Source organism: Kitasatospora sp. NPDC096140 (assembly GCF_040303045.1).
Lineage (GTDB): Bacteria > Actinomycetota > Actinomycetes > Streptomycetales > Streptomycetaceae > Kitasatospora.
The window spans coordinates 39,868-58,014 of sequence record NZ_JBEOUW010000040.1; the positions used below are offsets into that span (position 1 = coordinate 39,868).

At 72.7% G+C, this 18,147-nt stretch carries 18 protein-coding genes and 1 pseudogene; 11 read left to right on the forward strand and 8 right to left on the reverse strand.

All coding sequences use genetic code 11. The annotated features are described in order from the left end of the window. Window positions 1-3: 3 nt before the first annotated feature. From ABT048_RS31985 to ABT048_RS32000, 4 genes are read left to right on the forward strand one after another with little or no spacing between them, the layout of a single operon-like run. Window positions 4-219: an MbtH family protein gene (locus tag ABT048_RS31985; RefSeq protein WP_350525056.1), complete on the forward strand. Its 216-nt coding sequence runs from the start codon at window positions 4-6 to the stop codon at window positions 217-219. A gap of 5 nt (window positions 220-224) precedes the next feature. Next, a complete protein-coding gene (locus tag ABT048_RS31990) occupies window positions 225-1,493 on the forward strand; it encodes a cytochrome P450 family protein (RefSeq protein ID WP_350525057.1) in 1,269 nt (422 codons plus the stop codon). 31 nt (window positions 1,494-1,524) lie between these two features. Next, window positions 1,525-2,268, forward strand: coding sequence for an SRPBCC family protein (locus ABT048_RS31995; protein WP_350525058.1), 744 nt, complete (start codon window positions 1,525-1,527; stop codon window positions 2,266-2,268). A 7-nt stretch (window positions 2,269-2,275) separates the two neighbouring features. Next, complete coding sequence (locus ABT048_RS32000) at window positions 2,276-2,476, forward strand: hypothetical protein (RefSeq protein WP_350525059.1); 201 nt, start codon at window positions 2,276-2,278, stop codon at window positions 2,474-2,476. A 146-nt stretch (window positions 2,477-2,622) separates the two neighbouring features. On the opposite strand, the gene ABT048_RS32005 is transcribed toward ABT048_RS32000, so the two are convergent. Further along, the gene (locus ABT048_RS32005) at window positions 2,623-5,322 is read right to left on the reverse strand and encodes a SpoIIE family protein phosphatase (RefSeq protein ID WP_350525060.1); all 2,700 of its coding nucleotides are present in this window, start codon (window positions 5,320-5,322) and stop codon (window positions 2,623-2,625) included. Window positions 5,323-5,751: 429 nt separating this feature from the next. Next, complete coding sequence (locus ABT048_RS32010) at window positions 5,752-6,591, reverse strand: SAM-dependent methyltransferase (protein WP_350525061.1); 840 nt, start codon at window positions 6,589-6,591, stop codon at window positions 5,752-5,754. A 219-nt stretch (window positions 6,592-6,810) separates the two neighbouring features. Between ABT048_RS32010 and ABT048_RS32015 the strand changes: the two genes are divergently transcribed. The 3 genes from ABT048_RS32015 to ABT048_RS32025 all read left to right on the forward strand — a co-directional run bounded on the left by ABT048_RS32015 (window position 6,811) and on the right by ABT048_RS32025 (window position 9,083). After that, window positions 6,811-7,908, forward strand: a complete 1,098-nt coding sequence (locus ABT048_RS32015; RefSeq protein WP_350525062.1) for a hypothetical protein — start codon at window positions 6,811-6,813, stop codon at window positions 7,906-7,908. A 77-nt stretch (window positions 7,909-7,985) separates the two neighbouring features. Next, window positions 7,986-8,846 (forward strand): DUF3592 domain-containing protein, encoded by an 861-nt coding sequence (locus ABT048_RS32020; RefSeq protein ID WP_350525063.1) that lies wholly within the window; start codon window positions 7,986-7,988, stop codon window positions 8,844-8,846. Between the two features lie 60 nt (window positions 8,847-8,906). Beyond that, window positions 8,907-9,083 carry a hypothetical protein gene (locus tag ABT048_RS32025; protein ID WP_350525064.1) on the forward strand — a complete coding sequence of 59 codons (177 nt, stop codon included), beginning with the start codon at window positions 8,907-8,909 and terminating at the stop codon, window positions 9,081-9,083. 428 nt (window positions 9,084-9,511) lie between these two features. Here ABT048_RS32025 and ABT048_RS32030 read toward each other — a convergent pair whose 3' ends face one another. Beyond that, a complete protein-coding gene (locus ABT048_RS32030; protein ID WP_350525065.1) occupies window positions 9,512-10,117 on the reverse strand; it encodes a hypothetical protein in 606 nt (201 codons plus the stop codon). 178 nt (window positions 10,118-10,295) lie between these two features. Continuing rightward, window positions 10,296-10,691 carry an ATP-binding protein gene (locus tag ABT048_RS32035; protein WP_350525100.1) on the reverse strand — a complete coding sequence of 132 codons (396 nt, stop codon included), beginning with the start codon at window positions 10,689-10,691 and terminating at the stop codon, window positions 10,296-10,298. Window positions 10,692-10,918: 227 nt separating this feature from the next. Between ABT048_RS32035 and ABT048_RS32040 the strand changes: the two genes are divergently transcribed. The 3 genes from ABT048_RS32040 (at window position 10,919) to ABT048_RS32050 (ending at window position 13,924) form a co-directional block, all read left to right on the forward strand. Continuing rightward, window positions 10,919-11,287 (forward strand): STAS domain-containing protein, encoded by a 369-nt coding sequence (locus tag ABT048_RS32040; RefSeq protein WP_350525066.1) that lies wholly within the window; start codon window positions 10,919-10,921, stop codon window positions 11,285-11,287. A 420-nt stretch (window positions 11,288-11,707) separates the two neighbouring features. After that, entirely contained in the window at window positions 11,708-12,769 is a 1,062-nt protein-coding gene (gene ku / locus ABT048_RS32045) for a non-homologous end joining protein Ku (RefSeq protein WP_350525067.1), read from the forward strand. A 186-nt stretch (window positions 12,770-12,955) separates the two neighbouring features. Further along, on the forward strand, window positions 12,956-13,924 hold the full coding sequence (locus ABT048_RS32050; RefSeq protein WP_350525068.1) for a TIGR03557 family F420-dependent LLM class oxidoreductase: 969 nt from the start codon (window positions 12,956-12,958) through the stop codon (window positions 13,922-13,924). Between the two features lie 221 nt (window positions 13,925-14,145). Here ABT048_RS32050 and ABT048_RS32055 read toward each other — a convergent pair. Beyond that, window positions 14,146-14,319, reverse strand: a pseudogene (locus ABT048_RS32055) (pirin family protein); the annotation flags it as partial. Window positions 14,320-14,414: 95 nt separating this feature from the next. Between ABT048_RS32055 and ABT048_RS32060 the strand changes: the two are divergent. After that, complete coding sequence (locus tag ABT048_RS32060; RefSeq protein WP_350525069.1) at window positions 14,415-15,569, forward strand: tyrosine-type recombinase/integrase; 1,155 nt, start codon at window positions 14,415-14,417, stop codon at window positions 15,567-15,569. Between the two features lie 54 nt (window positions 15,570-15,623). On the opposite strand, the gene ABT048_RS32065 is transcribed toward ABT048_RS32060, so the two are convergent. The 3 genes from ABT048_RS32065 to ABT048_RS32075 form a co-directional block, all read right to left on the reverse strand. Continuing rightward, window positions 15,624-15,815 carry a helix-turn-helix domain-containing protein gene (locus ABT048_RS32065; RefSeq protein WP_350525070.1) on the reverse strand — a complete coding sequence of 64 codons (192 nt, stop codon included), beginning with the start codon at window positions 15,813-15,815 and terminating at the stop codon, window positions 15,624-15,626. Between the two features lie 470 nt (window positions 15,816-16,285). Continuing rightward, a complete protein-coding gene (locus ABT048_RS32070) occupies window positions 16,286-16,591 on the reverse strand; it encodes a hypothetical protein (protein WP_350525071.1) in 306 nt (101 codons plus the stop codon). A gap of 315 nt (window positions 16,592-16,906) precedes the next feature. Continuing rightward, window positions 16,907-18,142 (reverse strand): RCC1 domain-containing protein, encoded by a 1,236-nt coding sequence (locus ABT048_RS32075; protein ID WP_350525072.1) that lies wholly within the window; start codon window positions 18,140-18,142, stop codon window positions 16,907-16,909. Between the last annotated feature and the right edge of the window lie 5 nt (window positions 18,143-18,147).

An 18,147-nucleotide genomic window follows, 5' to 3' on the forward strand; every position in this document is an offset into this window, starting at 1 on the left:
CCCATGACCAACCCCTTCGACGACCAGGACGGCACCTTCCTCGTGCTCGTCAACGACGAGAACCAGCACTCGCTGTGGCCGCAGTTCGCGGACGTCCCGGCCGGCTGGACCGTCACGCACGGCCCGGACACCCACGCCGCCTGCCTGGAGTACGTCGAGCAGGCCTGGACCGACATGCGGCCCAGGAGCCTCGCCGACGCCATGGACGGCCGGCGGTAGCCGACGTGACCACCACCGACACCAGGGACGGGGCCCGCGGCAGCGCGGGCCCCGCCCGGCCCTCCGCGGACCCCGCCGGGCCCCGCGACCTCGCCGCGGACCTGCTCACCCCCGAGGCCCGGCGGGACCCGTACCCGTTCTACGCCCGCATGCGGCGCGAGAGCCCGGTCCACCGCAGCGCCGACGGCATCTGGTACCTCACCCGGTACGCCGACGTCGAGGCCGCCCTGGGCGACCTGCGACTGTCCAACGACCGGGACCGGATGACCCGGGCCTACGTCGCGCTCGGCGGCGACCTGAAGGCCCTCAGCCGGCTCACCGACCGGCTCGGCCGGGTGATGTCCAACACGGACCCGCCGGACCACGCCCGGCTGCGCAAGCTCGCCAACCGCGCCTTCACCGCCCGCCGCGTCGAAGCCCTGCGCGGTGGCATCCAGCGGATCGTCGACCAGCTGATCGACCGGGCCGTCCAGGCCGGGCCGACCACGGACCTGATCGAAACCGTCGCCGCCCCGCTGCCGATGTCCGTCGTCTGCGAGCTCTTCGGCATCCCGCCGGAGGACCGCCCGCAGGTCGAGACCTGGTTCAGCCGCTTCGGCCGGCTGAGCGAGGACCTCGACAAGACCGAGGAGGCGATCGGCGAGTACGAGGAGTACCTCGCCCGCCTCATCCGGCACCGCCGGGCCGACCCGGGCGACGACCTGATCAGCGCCCTGGTCGCCACCCAGGCGCAGGACGACCGGCTCACCGACTCCGAACTGCTGTCCACCTGTTTCGTCCTGATCACCGCCGGCGACGAGACCACCACCCACCTGATCGGCAACGGCGTGCTGGCCCTGCTGCGCCACCCCGACCAGCTGGCCCGGCTACGGGCGGACCCGGGGCTGATCCGCGGCGCCGTCGAGGAGCTGGCCCGCTACGACACGGTGACCCAGGCCATCGTCCGGGTCGTCGCCGAGGACCTGGAGATCGGCGGACGGACGCTGCGCGCGGGCGAGCTGGTCTACCTGTTCCTCGGCGCGACCAACCGCGATCCCGAACGCTTCGAGGACCCCGACCGGCTGGACCTCACCCGCCCCGGCAACCGGCACCTCAGCTTCGGCAACGGCCCGCACTTCTGCCTCGGCGGCCCGCTGGCCAAGCTCCAGGCGGAGGTGGCCGTCGGCACGCTGGTGCGTCGGCTGCCCGAACTGCGGCTGGCCGACGGGGCACCGCTGGACTGGCGGCCCAACCCCCTTCAACGGCGGCTGTGCGCCCTCCCGGTCACCCACTGACCCCATGAACGACGACGAAGGAGAACCAACCGTGGCCCGAGAGTTCGAGGTCCGCAAGGAACAGGACCTGCCCGCCACGCCCGAACAGGTCTGGGCCGCGGTCGCCACCGGCGCCGGCAACCTCGGCTGGCTGTACCCGATGGAGGTCGAGCCGCGGGTCGGCGGAAAGGTCACCCGGGCCGAGAGCACCGTCGTGGCGTGGGAGCCGCCGAGCCACTTCGCCGTCCGCGCGACGCTCGGCGACGAGTTCTCCAACACGCTCAGCTACCGGATCGAGCCGGCGGACGGCGGAACGAGCCACCTGCGGATGGGGATCCACTGGGTGCACGAGGGCGTCTGGGACGACGTCTGGGACCGGAAGGCGGACGCGGCCGAGAAGCACGTCCACTTCTACCAGCACGGCCTCGCCGAATACCTGCGGCACTTCGCCGGCCGCCCCGCCGTCTACGTCACCGCCCGGCGGACCGAACCCACCGCCGACCCGGCCGACTTCGCCGCACTGCGCCGACGCCTCGGCCTCGCGGAGGACGCGGCCGTCGGCGACCGGCTCGCACTTCACGTCCCGGGCCGGGACGGCGGCCCGGAGGAGGCGGTCGTGGACTGGCTCAGCGCCGACTTCGTCGGCCTGCGCGGCCCGGACGCGCTCTACCGCTTCTTCAACGGCAGCACCTGGAACACGCCGATCTGGCTGGCCCACCACCTGTTCGCCGAGGACACCGACGAGCAGCGGGCCACCGAGGCGTGGACCGCCTGGCTCAACGACACCCAAGCCTAGGACCCCGATGCCAACCTCCACGGAAACCCTGCTCTACGCCGCCGAACTCGTCGAGGAGGACGGCGCCTTCACCCTCGTCGTCCAGGACGTGCGGCGGGGCACCGTCCAGACCACGCCGGTCCCCAGGAGCATGGTCGACCGGCTCCCGGTCTTCCTGTCCGCGCTCAGCGCCAAGCTCAACCCGCCGGCGTCGCGCAGCCGTTGGTAGACCGCCCGGCAGGCCGGTGCCGTCCGGGTGCGTCCGCACCCCCTCGGCACCGGCCTCGCCGTTCCGGCCGGGTGCCGCCCCGGCTCCGGCGGGGGAGGTCCGGTCCGAATGGTCGGGGTTTCAGGGGTGTAGGGGTGTCAGGGGCGTCAGGTGTCCTCGCCGAGGTCCTGTTCGCACCAGATGGTCTTGCCCGTCCCGGTCTGCCGGGTGCCCCAGCGCTGGGTGAGCTGGGCGACCAGCAGCAGGCCCCGGCCGCCCTCGTCGAAGGTGCGGGCCCGGCGCAGGTGGGGGGCGGTGCTGCCGGTGTCGGAGACCTCGCAGATGAGTGAGCGGTCGTGGATGAGCCGTAGGCGGATCGGTTCGCTGCCGTAGCGGATGGCGTTGGTGACGAGTTCGCTGACGACCAGTTCGGTGACGAAGGCGACGTCCGCCAAACCCCAGGCCGTCAGCCGGCGGACGGCGTCGACGCGGACGGTGGCGACCTGCGCGAAGTCGGCGGGCACCGTCCAGGTCGCGACCCGGCGGGGGTCCAGGCGCCGGACCCGGGTCAGCAGCAGGGTGGCGTCGTCGGCGGGGTTGCCGGGCGGCAGGGCGTCGACGATCCGGTCGCACAGGGATTCCAGCGAATCGTCCACGGGAGGGAGGGCGTGCCGCAGGGCGTCGAGGCCGGTGTCGACCGAGCGGCGCCGGGTCGCGACCAGGCCGTCGGTGTACAGGGCGAGCAGGCTCTCCTCCGGCAGTTCGGTGTCGACGGCTTCGAAGGGCAGCCCGCCCAGCCCGAGCGGGGGACCGGCGGGCAGCCGGAGGACGACCGGGTCGAGGCCCGTGCCGGCCAGCACGGGGGCCGGATGGCCGGCGGTGGCCAGCGTGCAGCGGCCCGACACCGGGTCGTACACGGCGTAGAGGCAGGTGGCGGTGACCTCCCCGGCGGTGACCTCCCCGGCGGTGACCGCGTGCGGGTCCGTCGCGGTGTCCGTGTCCGGGTCCGTCACTGTGCCCGCGTCCGGGTCCGTCGCGGTCTCGGAGGCCAGTCGGATGACCAGGTCGTCGAGCTGGGTGAGCAGCTCGTCCGGCGGGAGGTCCACGTCGGCGAGGGTCCGCACGGCCGAGCGCAGCTGGCCCATCGTGGCGGATGCCCGCAGGCCGTGCCCGGCCACGTCGCCGACCACCAACGCCACCCGTGCGCCGGAGAGCGGGATCACGTCGAACCAGTCGCCGCCCACGCCGAGCCGGGGGTCGGCCGGCAGGTACCGGAAGGCGGCTTCCACGGCGGAGTGCACCGGCAGCCGTCGCGGGAGCAGGCTGCGCTGCAGGGTGAGCGCCGTGCCGCGCTCGTGGGCGAAGCGCCGGGCGTTGTCCACCGCGACCGCAGCCCTGGACACCAGTTCCTCGGCCAGCGCCAGGTCTTCGGACCGGAACGGCTCGCCGTTCCGGAAGCGGACGAACTCCACCAAGCCCAGGGTGGTGCCCCGGGCGATCACCGGAACCTGGATCCAGGAGTGGAAGCCGTACGCACGGCTGTTCGCGGCCCGGAGGGGATCCTCGGCCAGCCACGTCGTGACGGCCGCGTCCTGCGCCTGGTGCAGCCCGGAACGCCCGGTCGCCAGGCTGCGCAGCGGGGGCGAGTCCGGCGGGAGGACGTCGATCTCGCCCACGCGGACCACGGCCTCCGGCACGCCCGCCAGCACGGACTGGTGTGCCGCGCGGCGCAGTACGCCGTCGGTGACCGGTCCGGGCGCGGGCTCCCGGCCGCCCGCGACGCCGTCCAGCAGGTCGACACTGACGAAGTCGGCGAGCCGGGGCACCGCCACGTCCGCCAGCTCCTGTGCCGTGCCGGTGACGTCCAGGGTGGTGCCGATCCGGGCGCCCGCGTCGTACAGCAGCCGCAGCCGCTCCCGGGTCTCTTCGGCCAGGCCGGCCACCGCGCGCAGCTCGGTGGTGTCCCGCAGGGTCGCCACGAGACCGGCGGGCCCGCTTCGGACGGTCATCGGTCGGAGGTTGACGGCCACCAGGCGGTCCCCGGCCGGGTGCACCTCGTCGGTGACGGTCCGCCCGGAGGCCAGCAGTTCGGCCATGCCCGGGTCCAGCCCCAGCTCGTCCACCCGTCGGCCCTGCGCGTCCGGGCTCAGGGCGAGCAGCTGCTGCGCCTCGTCGTTGGCCAGCACCAGCCGGTGGTCGGCGTCCAGGATCAGGACGCCTTCGCGGACCGCGTGCAGTACGGCGTCGTGGTGCTCGTACATTCGGGTCATCTCGATCGGGCCCAGGCCGTGGGTCTGGCGGCGCAACCGGGTGCTCACCAGGACCGCCCCGCCGGCGGCGAGGACCAGCGCGCCGGCCGCGGCGCCGAGCAGCACCGGCAGCTGGTGGTTCACGGTGGCGCTGATGCCCGTGGTCTGGACGCCGGTGGAGACCAGGCCGACCACGGTGCCGTTCGCGTCCTTGACGGGGACGAGCGCCCGGACCGCGGACTGCGGGGAGCCGGTGAAGACCTCGGTGAAGGACTGCCCGGCCGCGGCCCGGGCGATGTCGCCCTGTGCGCGCTGGCCGATCAGGCCGGGCACCGGGTCGGTGTAGCGGATCCCGCCGGTGCTCAGCACGTCGACGAAGTCGACGCCGGAACCCTGCTGGGCCGCCAGGGCGAGGGGCCCGAGCGCCGCGGTGGGGTCGGGCGACTGCAGCGCCTGCACCAGGCCCGGAGCCTGCGCGAAGCCCGTCGCGACGGCGAGTGACCTGTGCCGGGCGTCGTTCTGGGCGTCGTTCACGGTCTTGAGCACCAGGACGGTCCCGCCGACCACGGCGAGCAGCAGCAGGACCGCCAGCTGCCAGAGGAAGGTCTGACCGGCCACGCTCCGCGGGCCGAAGTGCGAGGTCGGTCGCGTCCGTGCGGTCCGTCGGCCGGTCGGCTGCGGGTTCTCGGCCGGCTGGGGCGGCGCAGGGCGGTGCCCGCGCCGCGGCCGGCCGCCCGGCGGCCACAGGGAGCGGAATGTGCGCATACGCGACTCCTACCCGCCCAGTCAGCGACCGCACGTCGTGCCCGGGGCGTCGGCCGTCGGCCGCGGACCGGCCGGGAGCCGTGGGGGGAGAGCGCGGCGGGTCGCGCCGCCGGCCCGCCGTCGCCCGGAACCCGCAGGTCAGCGCACGAGGCCGCGGCCGCCCGGCAGTCCGGCCGCGCGGCTTCAGCGGGCGGCCGGGGAGCGTGGGCGCCGGGAGACGGTTGCCGGGGTGGTCCCGGACCGCGTCACCAGCGGGTGGCGCGGTCACGGTCCGTGAGTCGACTAGTGCTTGACGGCGACACCCGCGTAGAACGACACCTGGGCGTCCGTGACCCCGTCCGGCAGCCGGCCGGGGGCGTCCTCGTCCGGGCGCCAGCGGTGTGCGGGCACGACTCCCGGTTCCAGCAGCTCCAGCCCGTCGAAGAGGGTCTCGAACTCGGCGCGGGGCCGCAGCCGCAGCGTGGTGCCCGCCTTGTTGTAGATCTCCTGCACCATCGGCGCGCCCTCCGGGTCCAGCTCCGCCGTGGCGTGCGAGAGCACCAGCGCCGAGCCCGACGGCAGCGGCTTCAGGAGCCGCTCCACGATCGCGCGTGCCTCACCGAGGTCCGGGACGAAGTGCAGCAACGCCACCATGGACAGCACGACCGGCTGCCCCAGGTCGAGCGTCCGCGCCACCTCGGGGGCGTTCAGGATGGTGTCCGGATCCCGCACGTCGCCGTGGACGTACGCCGTCCGCCCCTCGGGTGCGCTGGTCATCAGCGCCCGCGAGTGCGCCAGCACGATCGGGTCGTTGTCCGCGTAGACGACCCGCGCCTCGGGAGCCACCGACTGCGCGACCTCGTGCAGGTTCGGGGAGGTGGGGATGCCCGTGCCGACGTCCAACCACTGGCGCAGGCCCCGCTGCGCCAGCGTCCGGGTCGCCCGGTGCATGAACGCCCGGTTCGCCCAGACCGCGATCCGCATGGTCGGGAACACCGTGAGCACGCGCTCGGCGGCCTCGCGGTCCACCTCGTAGTGGTCCTTGCCGCCGAGGAACCAGTCGTACATGCGGGCGCTGTGCGGTATGTCCTGCCGTATGACGGTGCTGAGCGGCTTCTCCAGGCCCTGGTCTTCCACGTTCATCGCCGCCGCTCCCCGCTCTCTCCCCACGACCACACCAGGGCCGAAAGGACGATATGACTTGACGTACGGTCAGTAGTGTGACAGGTGAGGCGGGCAAGGTGGTAGTACCCGGAGATTCTGTCCGGGGTTCGGGGCCCGGGGTCCGGGGCCCGGGGGGAGATCCATCGAGCGCGCACCGACCCCTGTCGGCAGGCACCCGGGGCCGACAGAATCACCCGTATGACAACCACCACGGTCGCGCCGCCCACCGGTGCCACTCCCGTCGACCTCGCCAGGGGATTCCTGACGGGTGGTGTGGTCGGGGTGTCGCTGGCCGCCTTCGTCGTCGGCTGCACCCTCGGGAAGGTGCCGCTGATCGTCGCCGGTCCGGCCCTACTTGCGGCCTACGGGCTGCTGTTCCGCCTCGCCGGCGCGCCGCGCCGGGCCCGGGAGGGGGCCCTGGCGCCCCGTACGGCGCTGGCGCTGATCGACGCGCTGGAGGTGCAGAAGGGCGAGGAGACGGACGTCCCGGTGCGGTTCGACCTCACCGTCGCCCCGGACCGGGCGCCGGCCTTCCGCATCCGGATCACCCAGGACGTGCACGTCTCCGAACTGCGCGACCACCGGGCGGGCGCGGTCCTGGTGGTCCGGTACCCGCCGGACCGGCCGTGGCTGGTGCGGATCGTGAAGCGGCCGACCCCGGAGTGGGAGGAGCGGGCGGCCGGCGCCGTCCTGGAGTCGGCACCCGGGCCGGCCGTGGCGGCCGACCGCCAGGACGGCTGCGCCTGGAGCCTCGTCACCCTCCTCGGGGTGCTGCTCGGCGCCGCCGCCGTGGTCCTGCTCCTGCGCGCCGAGCTGTTCGGGAAGGACACCGACGCGCCCGACGGACGCTCCGCCTCCGTGACCTCGTCGAGTACGAGTACGAGCACGGTCACGAGCACCGGCACGGTCTCCTTCGGCCCGGGCCGGTCGATGCTGGACCGGGGCGCGCTGCGGGCGGCCGTCGACTCGCTCACCGGGGGCGGGGGCGGGGGCGGGGACGGCAAGTCGGCGCTCACCGTCGTCGTGCAGGAGCAGCTGCTGACGGTCGTGTTCTCCCCCGCCGGGGCGGACGCCCCGGCGTTCGACCCGCGCTCGCTGCCCTTCGACCGGGTGCCCGCGCTGGTCGAGGAGGCCAGGACCACGCTCGGCGTCGACTCGCCGCGGACCTGGCAGCTCTCCGCGGAACGCCTGACCGGCGCCCTCACGATCAGGATCAGCGTGGCCGGGGCCGGCGGCTCGGCCTCCCTGGAGGCGGACGGTCAGGGCGTGGTGGTGCGGCGCAGCCCGGCCCGCTGAGGGCGTGCCGGAGGGGTCGGCCGCCGCGGTGCGGCCCGGTGGGGCAACGGGGTCGGAGCGACAGGAGGGATGGGCGCATGGGGTGGCACGGGTACCTGGCGCTGTGGTGCGCGGTGCTGGGCGCGGTGGCGCTGGTGGGGTACGGCCGGTCGCTGGCCGGGGTGACCAGGGCGCAGCGGATGGTGCGGGTGCGGGGGCGGATCGAGCGGGTCCGGGAGCCCCGGCACGGCGGCTCCCGGCGCGGGGGGATCGCGGTGGTGGTCTCCTACCGTGAGCCGTCCTCCGGTGCGGAGGTCACCGTGACGAACGACGGTGAGCGCGGCGAGCTGATCACCGCCGCGTGGACGGGCCGCGAGATCGGGGTCAGCTACCCGCGCGGGAGGCCGCACGACTACCGGTTCAGCGACGACCCGGAGGCGGGCGGTCGCGGGCTGGGCTGGCCGAACGCGGCACTCCTCCTGATTTACGTCGGCCTGGTGGTCGTCGCCTCGGTCGACTGGGGCTGGCCGTGGGCGCTGGTCGGCGTCTGCGGGCCGTGGGCCCTGGTCGGTCTCTGCTACCTGCCGGGGAACGTACGCGACGCCCGGCACCGCCGCGAGCAGCTGGCGTCGATGGTCGCCGTCCCGGGCCGGATCGTCGCGGTGCTCAGGGACGTCAGCACCGACGCGGAGGGCAGCACCTCCACCACGATCACGCCGGTGGTGGCGTTCACCACCCGCGAGGGCGCAGCCGTCACCGCCCACTGCGACTCGGGGGTGCCGGACCCGGCCGGGTCGTACGGGCGGGAGCTGACGGTGCACTACCCGGAGGACGATCCGGCCCGGTTCGTGCTGGACCACGCGGCCCGGCAGCGCTCGGTGCGCTCGGACGTCGCGGTCAACGTGGTGTTCCTGGTCCTCGTCGCGGCGGCGGCCGTCGTCGGCGTCGTCCTGCTCTGACCCGCAGCGGCCCCCGCCGGCCCCGCCGACCGCGGCGGGGCCCACAGCGGCGGCTACGGCATGACCGGCAGCCTGGTGCCCGGCACCGGCTTGCGGCTGACGACGGTGGACCGGACGGACACGGTCTACGCCGGGTTCCGATCCGGTGCCTTCGGAGGGGGAAGCCCGGGTTCGGTCATCGACGCCCAGCGCGTGGTCGTTCGGATCACCCCGCGGAAGATCGTCGGGCGGCTCTGAGCGCACCCACCACCATGCTGTGCCCCGCGACCGGACAGGCCGCGGGGCACACGCACCACCCGATCAGGGACGAGCCGGAGGTCGGCGCTCCGCGGCCCGCAGCCGGCCTCACGGCCGGCGTTCCCGTGGAGCGTTCTCGTTCCCGCCGTGTGATCGCTTGCCCCGGCGGCGAAACCAGCACAACCGCCCCGGCTCACTCGCGTTCCTCCCCCCGGCCACGACAGCGAACGCCCGGAACGCCGAGGAACCGGGCTCGGAGGCGCAGGCCGGAGCCCATCGGGCGGCATGCGGGGGCATCTTGACAGCTCGGCGTCATGAACGGCGCACTCGCCCTGCCAGGCAGCCCCCGCCACCGGTGTTCCCGTGGCAACCGGTCAGCGCGGTGACCGGCGAGGGGTCCACCGCCCGTGAGGCCCACCCGATGCCGCTCAGCCGGATGCCGGGGACACAGCTCCCAGCCCGAAGTACTCGATGGCCCGCACGGCGACCTCATCGGGTTCCAGATGGGTGTTGTCGATCAGCAGGTGTGCCTCGGGGATGTGGGCGAAGTCGTCGACGGAGTTGAGGCGGTACCGGGCGTCCATGCCGGTCAGGTTGGCGTCGGACCACTGCAGGTCGCGCTTGGAGGCCTTCTCCGCCAGGCGGGACTCGCCGGCGTTGCGCTGGAGCCGGACGCCCTGGTCGGCGGACAGCTCCAGGAACAGCACGCGTGAGCCCCGGTCGCGGAAGGGGGCCGCGTAGCGTTCGACGAGTGCGGCGTCGGCGGGGTCGTCGAAGTCCCAGACGAGGGTGAACACCAGGCCGGGCAGGTCGCTGGCGGCGGCCTCGGCGAAGATCTGTTCGCGGAAGCCGTGGTTGAGCCGCTGGAACTGCGGCGACTCGTAAGGGAACAGCCGCAGCAGCGGTTCGATGGTCAGGTGGTTGTGGAAGAGCTTGAAGCCCGTGCGTTCGGCTATCGCGCCGCCTACGGTCATCTTCCCGACCGCGGCCGGGCCGATGACGAAGAGCAGGGTCGGGGCAGTGCTGTCGGACATCGCGCCAGAATAGGGGCCCGTCGCGATCTTCGTCGACCCGTCGCTCGGCCGGACCCACGTCCCCACGGCGACACCGGCGATTCCCACCACCCTGCGGCCGCCCCTGCCCGTCCGCACGCCGGCACCCGACACGGCTGCCCCACCCGGGCCACCCCGGCCGCGACGGCCTCGTGCGGGGTCAGGGAACGGGCAGCGCGGCCCACACGGTCTTGCCTCCCGAAGCCGGGGCGGCGCCCCAGTCCGCGGTGAGCCTGTCCACGACGTGCAGGCCGTGGCCGCCCGGCTGCGCCGGCCGCCAAGGGCGCACCACCGGCGGGTCGGCGGCGGTGTCGCTCACCGCGACGATCAGCACGCCGTCACGGACGTCGACGTCCAGGCGGGTGGGACCGGGAGTGTGCCGGCAGGCGTTGGTGAGCAGCTCGCAGGCCACCAGGAGCACGTCGTCCCGTCTGCGCTCCGCGGTGGCCCCGCCGGTCGGGGGGATGGCGCCCAGCACTCCCCGCAGGTGGGTCATGGCCGGTTCCAGCACGCTGCCGGAGTCGCAGTCGAGCGGGAAGCACCAGTGTTCCGTCATGCCGTCCACGGCCTTCACCTCCCGCAGCTGAACGAGCACCCGGACCGGGCGGAGCACCGGCGGCCGGTGCCGGACACCGGGCGTGTTTCCGCGATCACCCCGTCCTAATCGCGGCCTGCCTTCGTTCCCCGGGCCTCCGCGGGCGGGTGCTTCGCTCCCGCAGGGGCGGGCAGACGCAGGACGCGCCGACCGCGGGAGCACGATCCGGCGCCGGAAAGGGGCCGATCATGGAAACGGGCCTGAGCACCAGACGCCGCCCGGCACCCCCGGGCACGCGCGTCCTCGCCCTGACCGGTCACGCCGACCTGGACACCGCCCCGGCCCTCGCCCGGGCCCTCGGTGACGCGCTGACCGCGACGCCCGTTCCCGGCACCCTCGTCGTCGACTGCCGCGACCTGACCTTCTGCTCCTCCTCCGGCCTCAACGAACTTCTCAAAGCCCGCCGGGCCGCCGGCGCCGCCGGCACCGTCTTCCGCCTCGCCGCCCCCGGCCCCCAGGTCACCCGCCTGCTGCGGGTCACCGAAACGGACACCGTCTTCGACATCATCCCGACCGTACCCACCCCGGCCGTTCCCGACCTGGACCCCCTGTTCTGACCCCACGGACGGGACCGCCGGCCGACGATGCGCCGGCTCTCCGCAGAACTCGTCCGAGCCCCCGGCCGTGAGGACGGCCGCCGGACGGACCGGGCGCGGCGGCCGGGCCCGCTGGTGGCCCGAGAGCCTGACTCAGGCGGCTCACGTGGTCGCCATCGAGTTCGCCACCATCGCGTCGTCGGGCCGGGCCGACGTGATCAGCCCGATCCTGCGGGCCAAGGGTTTGAGGATGCCGCAGGTGGCCAGGCGCCCGGTAGGGCGTCGCCGTATCGCCTCCGAAAGGGGCTCAGCAGGGCGGCGACGCCCGTCGGGCCCGACATCGCCTGCGGACCACCGGCCCGGCGCCGACGCCGGCCGTGACCGTGTCGCGCGAGCGGCAGCCGGACCGGCAGCGGGACCGGCGCGACGAAGGAGGACGTGATGGCCCGACCCATGTGGACCGGCGTGCTCACGTTCGGCCTGGTCACCGTGCCCGTGGCCCTGTACTCCGCCACCCGGTCCCACGACGTGCGCTTCCATCAGCTGCAGCGCGGCACGTCCGACCGGGTGCGCAACAAGCGGGTCAACGAGCGCACCGGCAAGGAGGTCGAGTTCGCCGACATCGTGAAGGGCTACGAGGTCACCGACGGCGAGTACGTGATCGTCGAACCCGACGAGCTGGAGCAGATCTCCCCCGGCCGCTCCCGCACCATCGACATCTCCGGCTTCGTCGACCTGGACGACGTCGACCCGATCTTCTTCGACCGCACCTATTACCTCGGCCCGCGCGGCATGGAGTACCAGAAGGTCTACGGGCTGCTGGTCGAGGCCCTGGAACACGCGGGCAAGGCCGGGCTGGCGATGTTCGCGATGCGCGGCAAGGAGTACCTCACCGCGGTGCGCTCGGACCACGGGCTGCTGGAACTGCACACCATGCACTTCGCCGACGAGGTCCGCGACCCGCGTCGCGAGGTCGACAACCTCCCGGAGAAGACGAAGCTCACCGCGCAGGAGGTCAGGACCGCCGAGCAGCTGATCGGCATGCTCGCCATCGACTGGCAGCCCGACGAGTGGCACGACACCTACGAGGAACAGGTCAGGAAGCTCGTCGAGGACAAGCTCGCCGGCCGGGAGATCGCCGTCTCCAGCGGCCCCGCCCCCGAAGCCACCAACGTCATCGACCTCATGGACGCCCTGCGCCGCAGCCTCGACTCCGCCCGCAAGGACGAGCCCGCCGGGCAGCCGAAGAAGTCCACCGCCCGCACCCGCGCCCCCGGTGTGGCAGGCGCCCCCAAACGGACCGGCGGCAAGAAGAGCACCTCCACCAAGACCACGGCGAAGCGCACCAGCCCGACCGGCAAGCGGCAGTCGTCCCAGCTCACCAAGGCCGAGCTCTACCAGCGGGCCACCGACCTCGACATCCCCCACCGCTCCACCATGACCCGCGACCAGCTCCAGCACGCCCTCGAACAAACCGGGCGCCCCAGCCGCAGCGCCTCGTAGACAGCACACCGCCACGGTCCGGCGTCCCGGGGACCTCCGCCGGCGGACCGGGCCCCGCGGCTCCCGGTTCCTCGCGGTTCCTCGGCCGTCGCGCCGGAGTGTGGGTGGGCAGCGCCGAGGATCCGCCGGTCGGTGTCGGTGTGGGTGTCGGTGTGAGGGACGCCGCGATCGGGGCAGGCGCGGGGCATGGTGAGAATCGGATACACGCTGATGACCGAGCAGCGCGGCCCCCGTGACCTCGTCGCGGACGCCGTGCGCGCCGAGCAGGCCGGGTTCGACTTCTCGGTGATCTCGGACCACTCCTTCCCCTGGCTGGAGGAGCAGGGACACGCCCCGTACGCGTGGGCGGTGCTCGGCGCGGCCGCGCAGGCCACCTCCCGGATCCCGCTCATGACCTACGTGACCTGCCCGACGTTCCGCTACCACCCGGTGGTGGTGGCACAGAAGGCCGCCACCGTGCAGTTGCTCTCCGAGGGCCGCTTCCGGCTCGGTCTGGGCAGTGGTGAGAACCTCAACGAGCACGTGGTCGGCCGTGGGTGGCCCGCGGCGCCGGTGCGGCAGGCGATGCTCGACGAGGCGGTGCAGATCATCCGGGCCCTGTTCGACGGCGGCTACGTCACCCGTCGGGGCCGGTACTTCGACATCGAGGGCGCGCGGCTGTGGGACCTCCCGGAGCAGGTGCCGCCGATCGGGCTCGCGGTCTCGGGCCCGGACTCCTGCGAACTGGCCGGGCGGCTGGCCGACTTGGTCATCGCGGTGGAGCCGGAACCGTCGTTGATCGCCGGCTTCGCGGCGCACGGCGGAGCGGGGAAGCCGGCCGTGGGCCAGCTGCCGGTGTGCTGGGACACCGACCGGGACGCCGCCGTGCGGAGGGCCCACGAGCAGTTCCGCTGGTTCGGTGGCGGCTGGAAGGTCAACGCCGAGCTGCCCGGGACGTCGGGTTTCGCCGCCGCGAGCCGGTTCGTCCGCCCCGACGACGTCGCCGGGGCCATTCCGTGCGGCGACCGGACCCAGGACTTCGTCGAGGCGGTACGGCCGTTCGTCGACGCCGGGTTCGGGGAGATCGCCCTCGTGCAGGTCGGCGGCGACAGCCAGCCCGGGTTCCTCACCTGGGCCGAGGACAACCTCCTGCCGGCACTCCGTACGGCGTTCTGAGCCCTCGTCGCCGACGGCGCGGACCACCGGTGCGGGGGTCCGCGGTAACCACGCCCCGCGGAAGATCTCGCCCTTCGGGGACGGGTTGACGACTGGGAGTTCGGGTTTCCGACAGAAGCTGCACGCCTTGTCTGCGTCGGGGCGTCCCGAGCACAGGAGGCGCCGGCGCGGGGAGCGCGGCAGGTTTGGCTGCTGCGCTCCCCGGCCGGCGAAAGAGCAGGTCAGCGCACGCGGCCGCGGGGCTTCAAGGGGATTCCCGGGAGCTCCGGGGCGGGCAGTCGGTCGCCCGGGTAGCCCTCGACGGCGCCGTAGCGGTCGGGGTTCGCGGAGCTCATCCAGTCCTCGCGGGCCCGGACGATGTCCTCGTGGGACCGCCCGATGAAGTTCCACCACATACCACGTGATCCGCGTTTCTTCGCAGGTCAGGGGCGTGGTGGACCATCTGCGGTCAGCAAATCGTCAGCATTGGACGCGATGGAGACCGCACACGATGGCACCCAGGACCCTGGCCCACGGCATGGGCACCTTCTTCAAGACCTGCGAGCACCCGCAGTCGCGGTGGTCGAAGTGCCCGCACACCTACGTGATCCGCTTCCGCAACGCCTCCGGACGGCAGACCGAGGAGTCCGGCTTCGCCACCCAGGACAAGGCGATCGACCGGCTCACCGAGATCTACCGGGCGAAGCGCGAGAACCCCTGGAGCCAGAGCAAGGCCGAGCGCAACCGCAAGTACGGTGCGATGAACTTCGGGACGTACACCGAGGAGTGGAAGGCCGGCCAACGCGCGCTCGCCCCGGCGTCGCTGCGGCACCTCGACTCGCTCCTCGAACACCACCTCTACCCCGCGTTCCACAGCCGTCGGATGGCCACCTTCGACCACAAGGTCGTCGACGCGTTCATCCGGACCATGGAGCGCAACGGTGTCGGTCTGGCGACCCAGGCCAACGCCTTCGACAAGCTCAAGTCGATCCTGCTCGACGCCCACCGGCTCGGCCTCTACCCGGAGAACCCGCTCGACGGCGTCACCCCGCCCCAGTACGACCCGAAGCGCGCGGTCATCCCGTCGCTTCCCCAACTCGGCGGGATACGCGAGGCCGGCGACGAGACCTTCAACCTGGTCGCCGAGCTGATGAGTGGCTGCGGCCTGCGCAACGGCGAGGCCCTTGCCGTCAACATCAACAACATCGTCGCCGACGACGTCTACCGCGTCACCGAACAGGTCAACCAGACGACCAAGGACTACGCGCCGCTCAAGCACCGCAAGGAGGGCGACTACCGCGACGTTCCGCTGCCGTCCCGGACCCGGATCCGCCTGCTGACGTACGCGGACACCCACGGCACCATCGATGGCTACCCGCTCCGCCACCCGCTGGACATCAGCAAGCCCTACCCGTCCTACTACCTTCAGAACCAGTGGGACCGGATCAAGCGGGCCGGCGACGTCGACATCCCCGAGGGCATGACGATCTACGGCCTGCGGCACTTCTTCGCCTCGAACTGCCTCAGCCACAACATCCCGATCACCGACGTCGCCGAGTGGATGGGGCACAAGAGCATCGACGTCACGTTCAAGATCTACCGGCACCTGATGCCCGGCTCGATCGGCCGCGCCGCCCAGGTCCTCGACCTCGGGCTCGCGGCCTGAAATGCGTGGGGCCCTGTTCGCCGAACAGGGCCCCACGCACCGCGTCCTCCGGTGTCAGCCGCCGGACATCCGCTGCTGCTTCACCCAGGCGTTGACCTCGGTGACCTTGAACTGCAGCTTCGCATTGCGCCCGCTTCCGAAGCGGTAGGGGACGAGGCCGACCCTGGGCGCCTCTCGGTAGACCCACTGGATGGACATGTTCAGGTGCTCCGCGGTCTGCTTGACAGTCATGAACTGCGGTGACATGGAATCTCCTCTGCGCCGGACGGTCGCCGGTGGGCCTTCCCGGAGGTCCAAAGCTGTGCCAACAGCCGCGGTTCGGGAGTGCTGTGATTCCGTGATAGTGCGTCGTTGCTCTACCGATCAAGACTTCAACACCGGGCACGCTGCCCCGGTGACACTGTGCCGAGGTCGAGCCGGACCGGTAGAGGGCTGACCCGGGGCGGCCGGGTGGATGCGGTGGGCAGCGGCTTCATTTTCCTGATCATGAAGAGCCCAACGATCACCCCCCCCGTCACAGGGCGCGGCCGTTGCTCGCCACGGACAGGTCCCGATCTCCTCGCTGGCGGTGTGCGCCGTGGTAGGGCAGAGGCCATGGTCCCTCGCTGGCCGGGATCGAACGCTGCAGGTGTCGAGCGCCGTGTGCTGAGGGCGAAGCCCGGGAGCGGGCAGGCGGCCCGTGGGCCCGAGCGTGAGTGCCTGCGCCCGTGGACGCTCTATCCGATGCCGTGTGCGTCACTCTCCTCGACTCGCACGAAGCGCGCCGGATCCCAGGTGTAGAGCCGCCAGGTACCGCCGTCGAACGGGACCGGTACGGGGTCGCCCGACTCGTCCTCGCGGATCCAGCGTAGGCCGACGCGCCGGGACTTGCCCTCGGCTCCGGTGATCTCGGTCCGGACGGTGCAGACAGCGGCGGCCGTGACAGAGATCCGCTCGACACGGAAGGCACTCAGCGGATGGTGCTCGTAGGCGAGTCGTACTTCGCGGGGTGCCGCCTTGCCGTGCTTCCGATGGAGCTCCACTGTGATCAGTGGAGCCATGGCATCAAAGTTCCGTCGGCTCCACGCGCGGAGGAATACCTCGGACGCGACGCTCGCGGGGTGGGTCGCGAATGCGTCATCCGTTGTCGCGAGTGACGCCGGGCCCAGCGGTGGGTGGGACCTCTTCGGTGAGGACGAAGGTCCTGGATGGTCTGGGGCAGGTAGGCGAGGGTCGGCATGGAGGACTGGCCGTCCGAACCCTGGCCCGGATCCTCATGCCCTCACTGCGGGTCGGACGCCTGCCCCGGGGCTCGCCCGGGGCAGGCGCCGTCGTCGGCCCGGAGGCACCGTGTGGAGTCAGTTGGCCAGGCTGAAGTCGCCGCCCACCGGGGCGGCGATCTTGTCGACGCCGGTGAGGGCGGTCAGCGTGGTGACCGGGGTGCTGCTGTCGGTGGTGGTGCCGTTGCCGAGCTGGCCGGAGCCGTTGTTGCCCCAGGAACGGACGGTGTTGTCGCCGAGCAGGGCGACGGTGTGCTCACGGCCACCCGTCACCAGCTGGATTCCGGAAAGGCCCGGGACCGGCACCGGCGTGATGCGGTAGTCCGTCGTCCCGTCGCCGATCTGGCCGGAGGTGTTCTGCCCCCACGCCTTGAGACGGTTGTCGCTGTCGGTCACCGCCATGCTGTGGTTGCAGCCGGCGGCGATCTGGGAGACGCCGCCGAGCCAGATCCCCTGGGTGTCGACCGGGGTGTAGCGGCTGATGGTGCTGTTGTCACCGAGCTGGCCGGTGGCGTTGTAGCCCCAGGCCTTCACGGCGTTGCCGCTCGTGGGCTTGCCCGTGGTGGTCGGCGGGCCGACCAGGGCGAGGTTGTGGTTGCAGCCCGCCGCGATCCGGGTCACCCCGGTCAGGTTGTTGACCGGGAACGGCACGTTGCGGCTCGCCGAAGTCCCGTCGCCGAGCTGGCCGTTGATGTTGTAGCCCCAGGCCCACACAGTGCCGTCCTCGCGTAGCGCGATGCTGTGGTTGAGGCCGGCGGCGATGGCGGTCACCTTGTTGAGGCCCTCGACCCGGACCGGCACGCTGCTGTCCGTGTTGGTGCCGTTGCCGAGTTGTCCGTAGTTGTTGCGCCCCCAGGAGACCACCGTCTGGTCGGCGAGCAGCGCCAGGCTGTGCGCCCCGCCCGCGGCGATGTCGGTGGCGTTGGAGAGGTTGACCACCTGGCCGGGTGCGTTGTGGCTGAACACCGATCCGTCGCCCAGCTGACCCGACCCGTTGGAGCCCCAGGACTGCACGGTGCGGTCGGTCAGCAGCGCCAGCCCGTGCCCGGAGGTCGGTCCGGCCCCGCCCGCGGCGATCTTGACCACTTCGGCGCTGGTCAGCCCGAGCACGGTGGTCGCGGTGGTGCGGAAGTCGGTCCAGGTACCGTCGCCGAGCTGTCCGGACCGATTGTTGCCCCAGGACTTGAGGCGCTTCTCCTGGGCGTGCGCGCTGCCGACGGGCAGGGCGGCGAGCCCGAGTGCGGCTGTGACCGCCACGGTGGCGGAGAGGAACTGCCGCAGTCGGGTGCGGGGTTCGGTAGGGGAGTTCGTCATGTGAC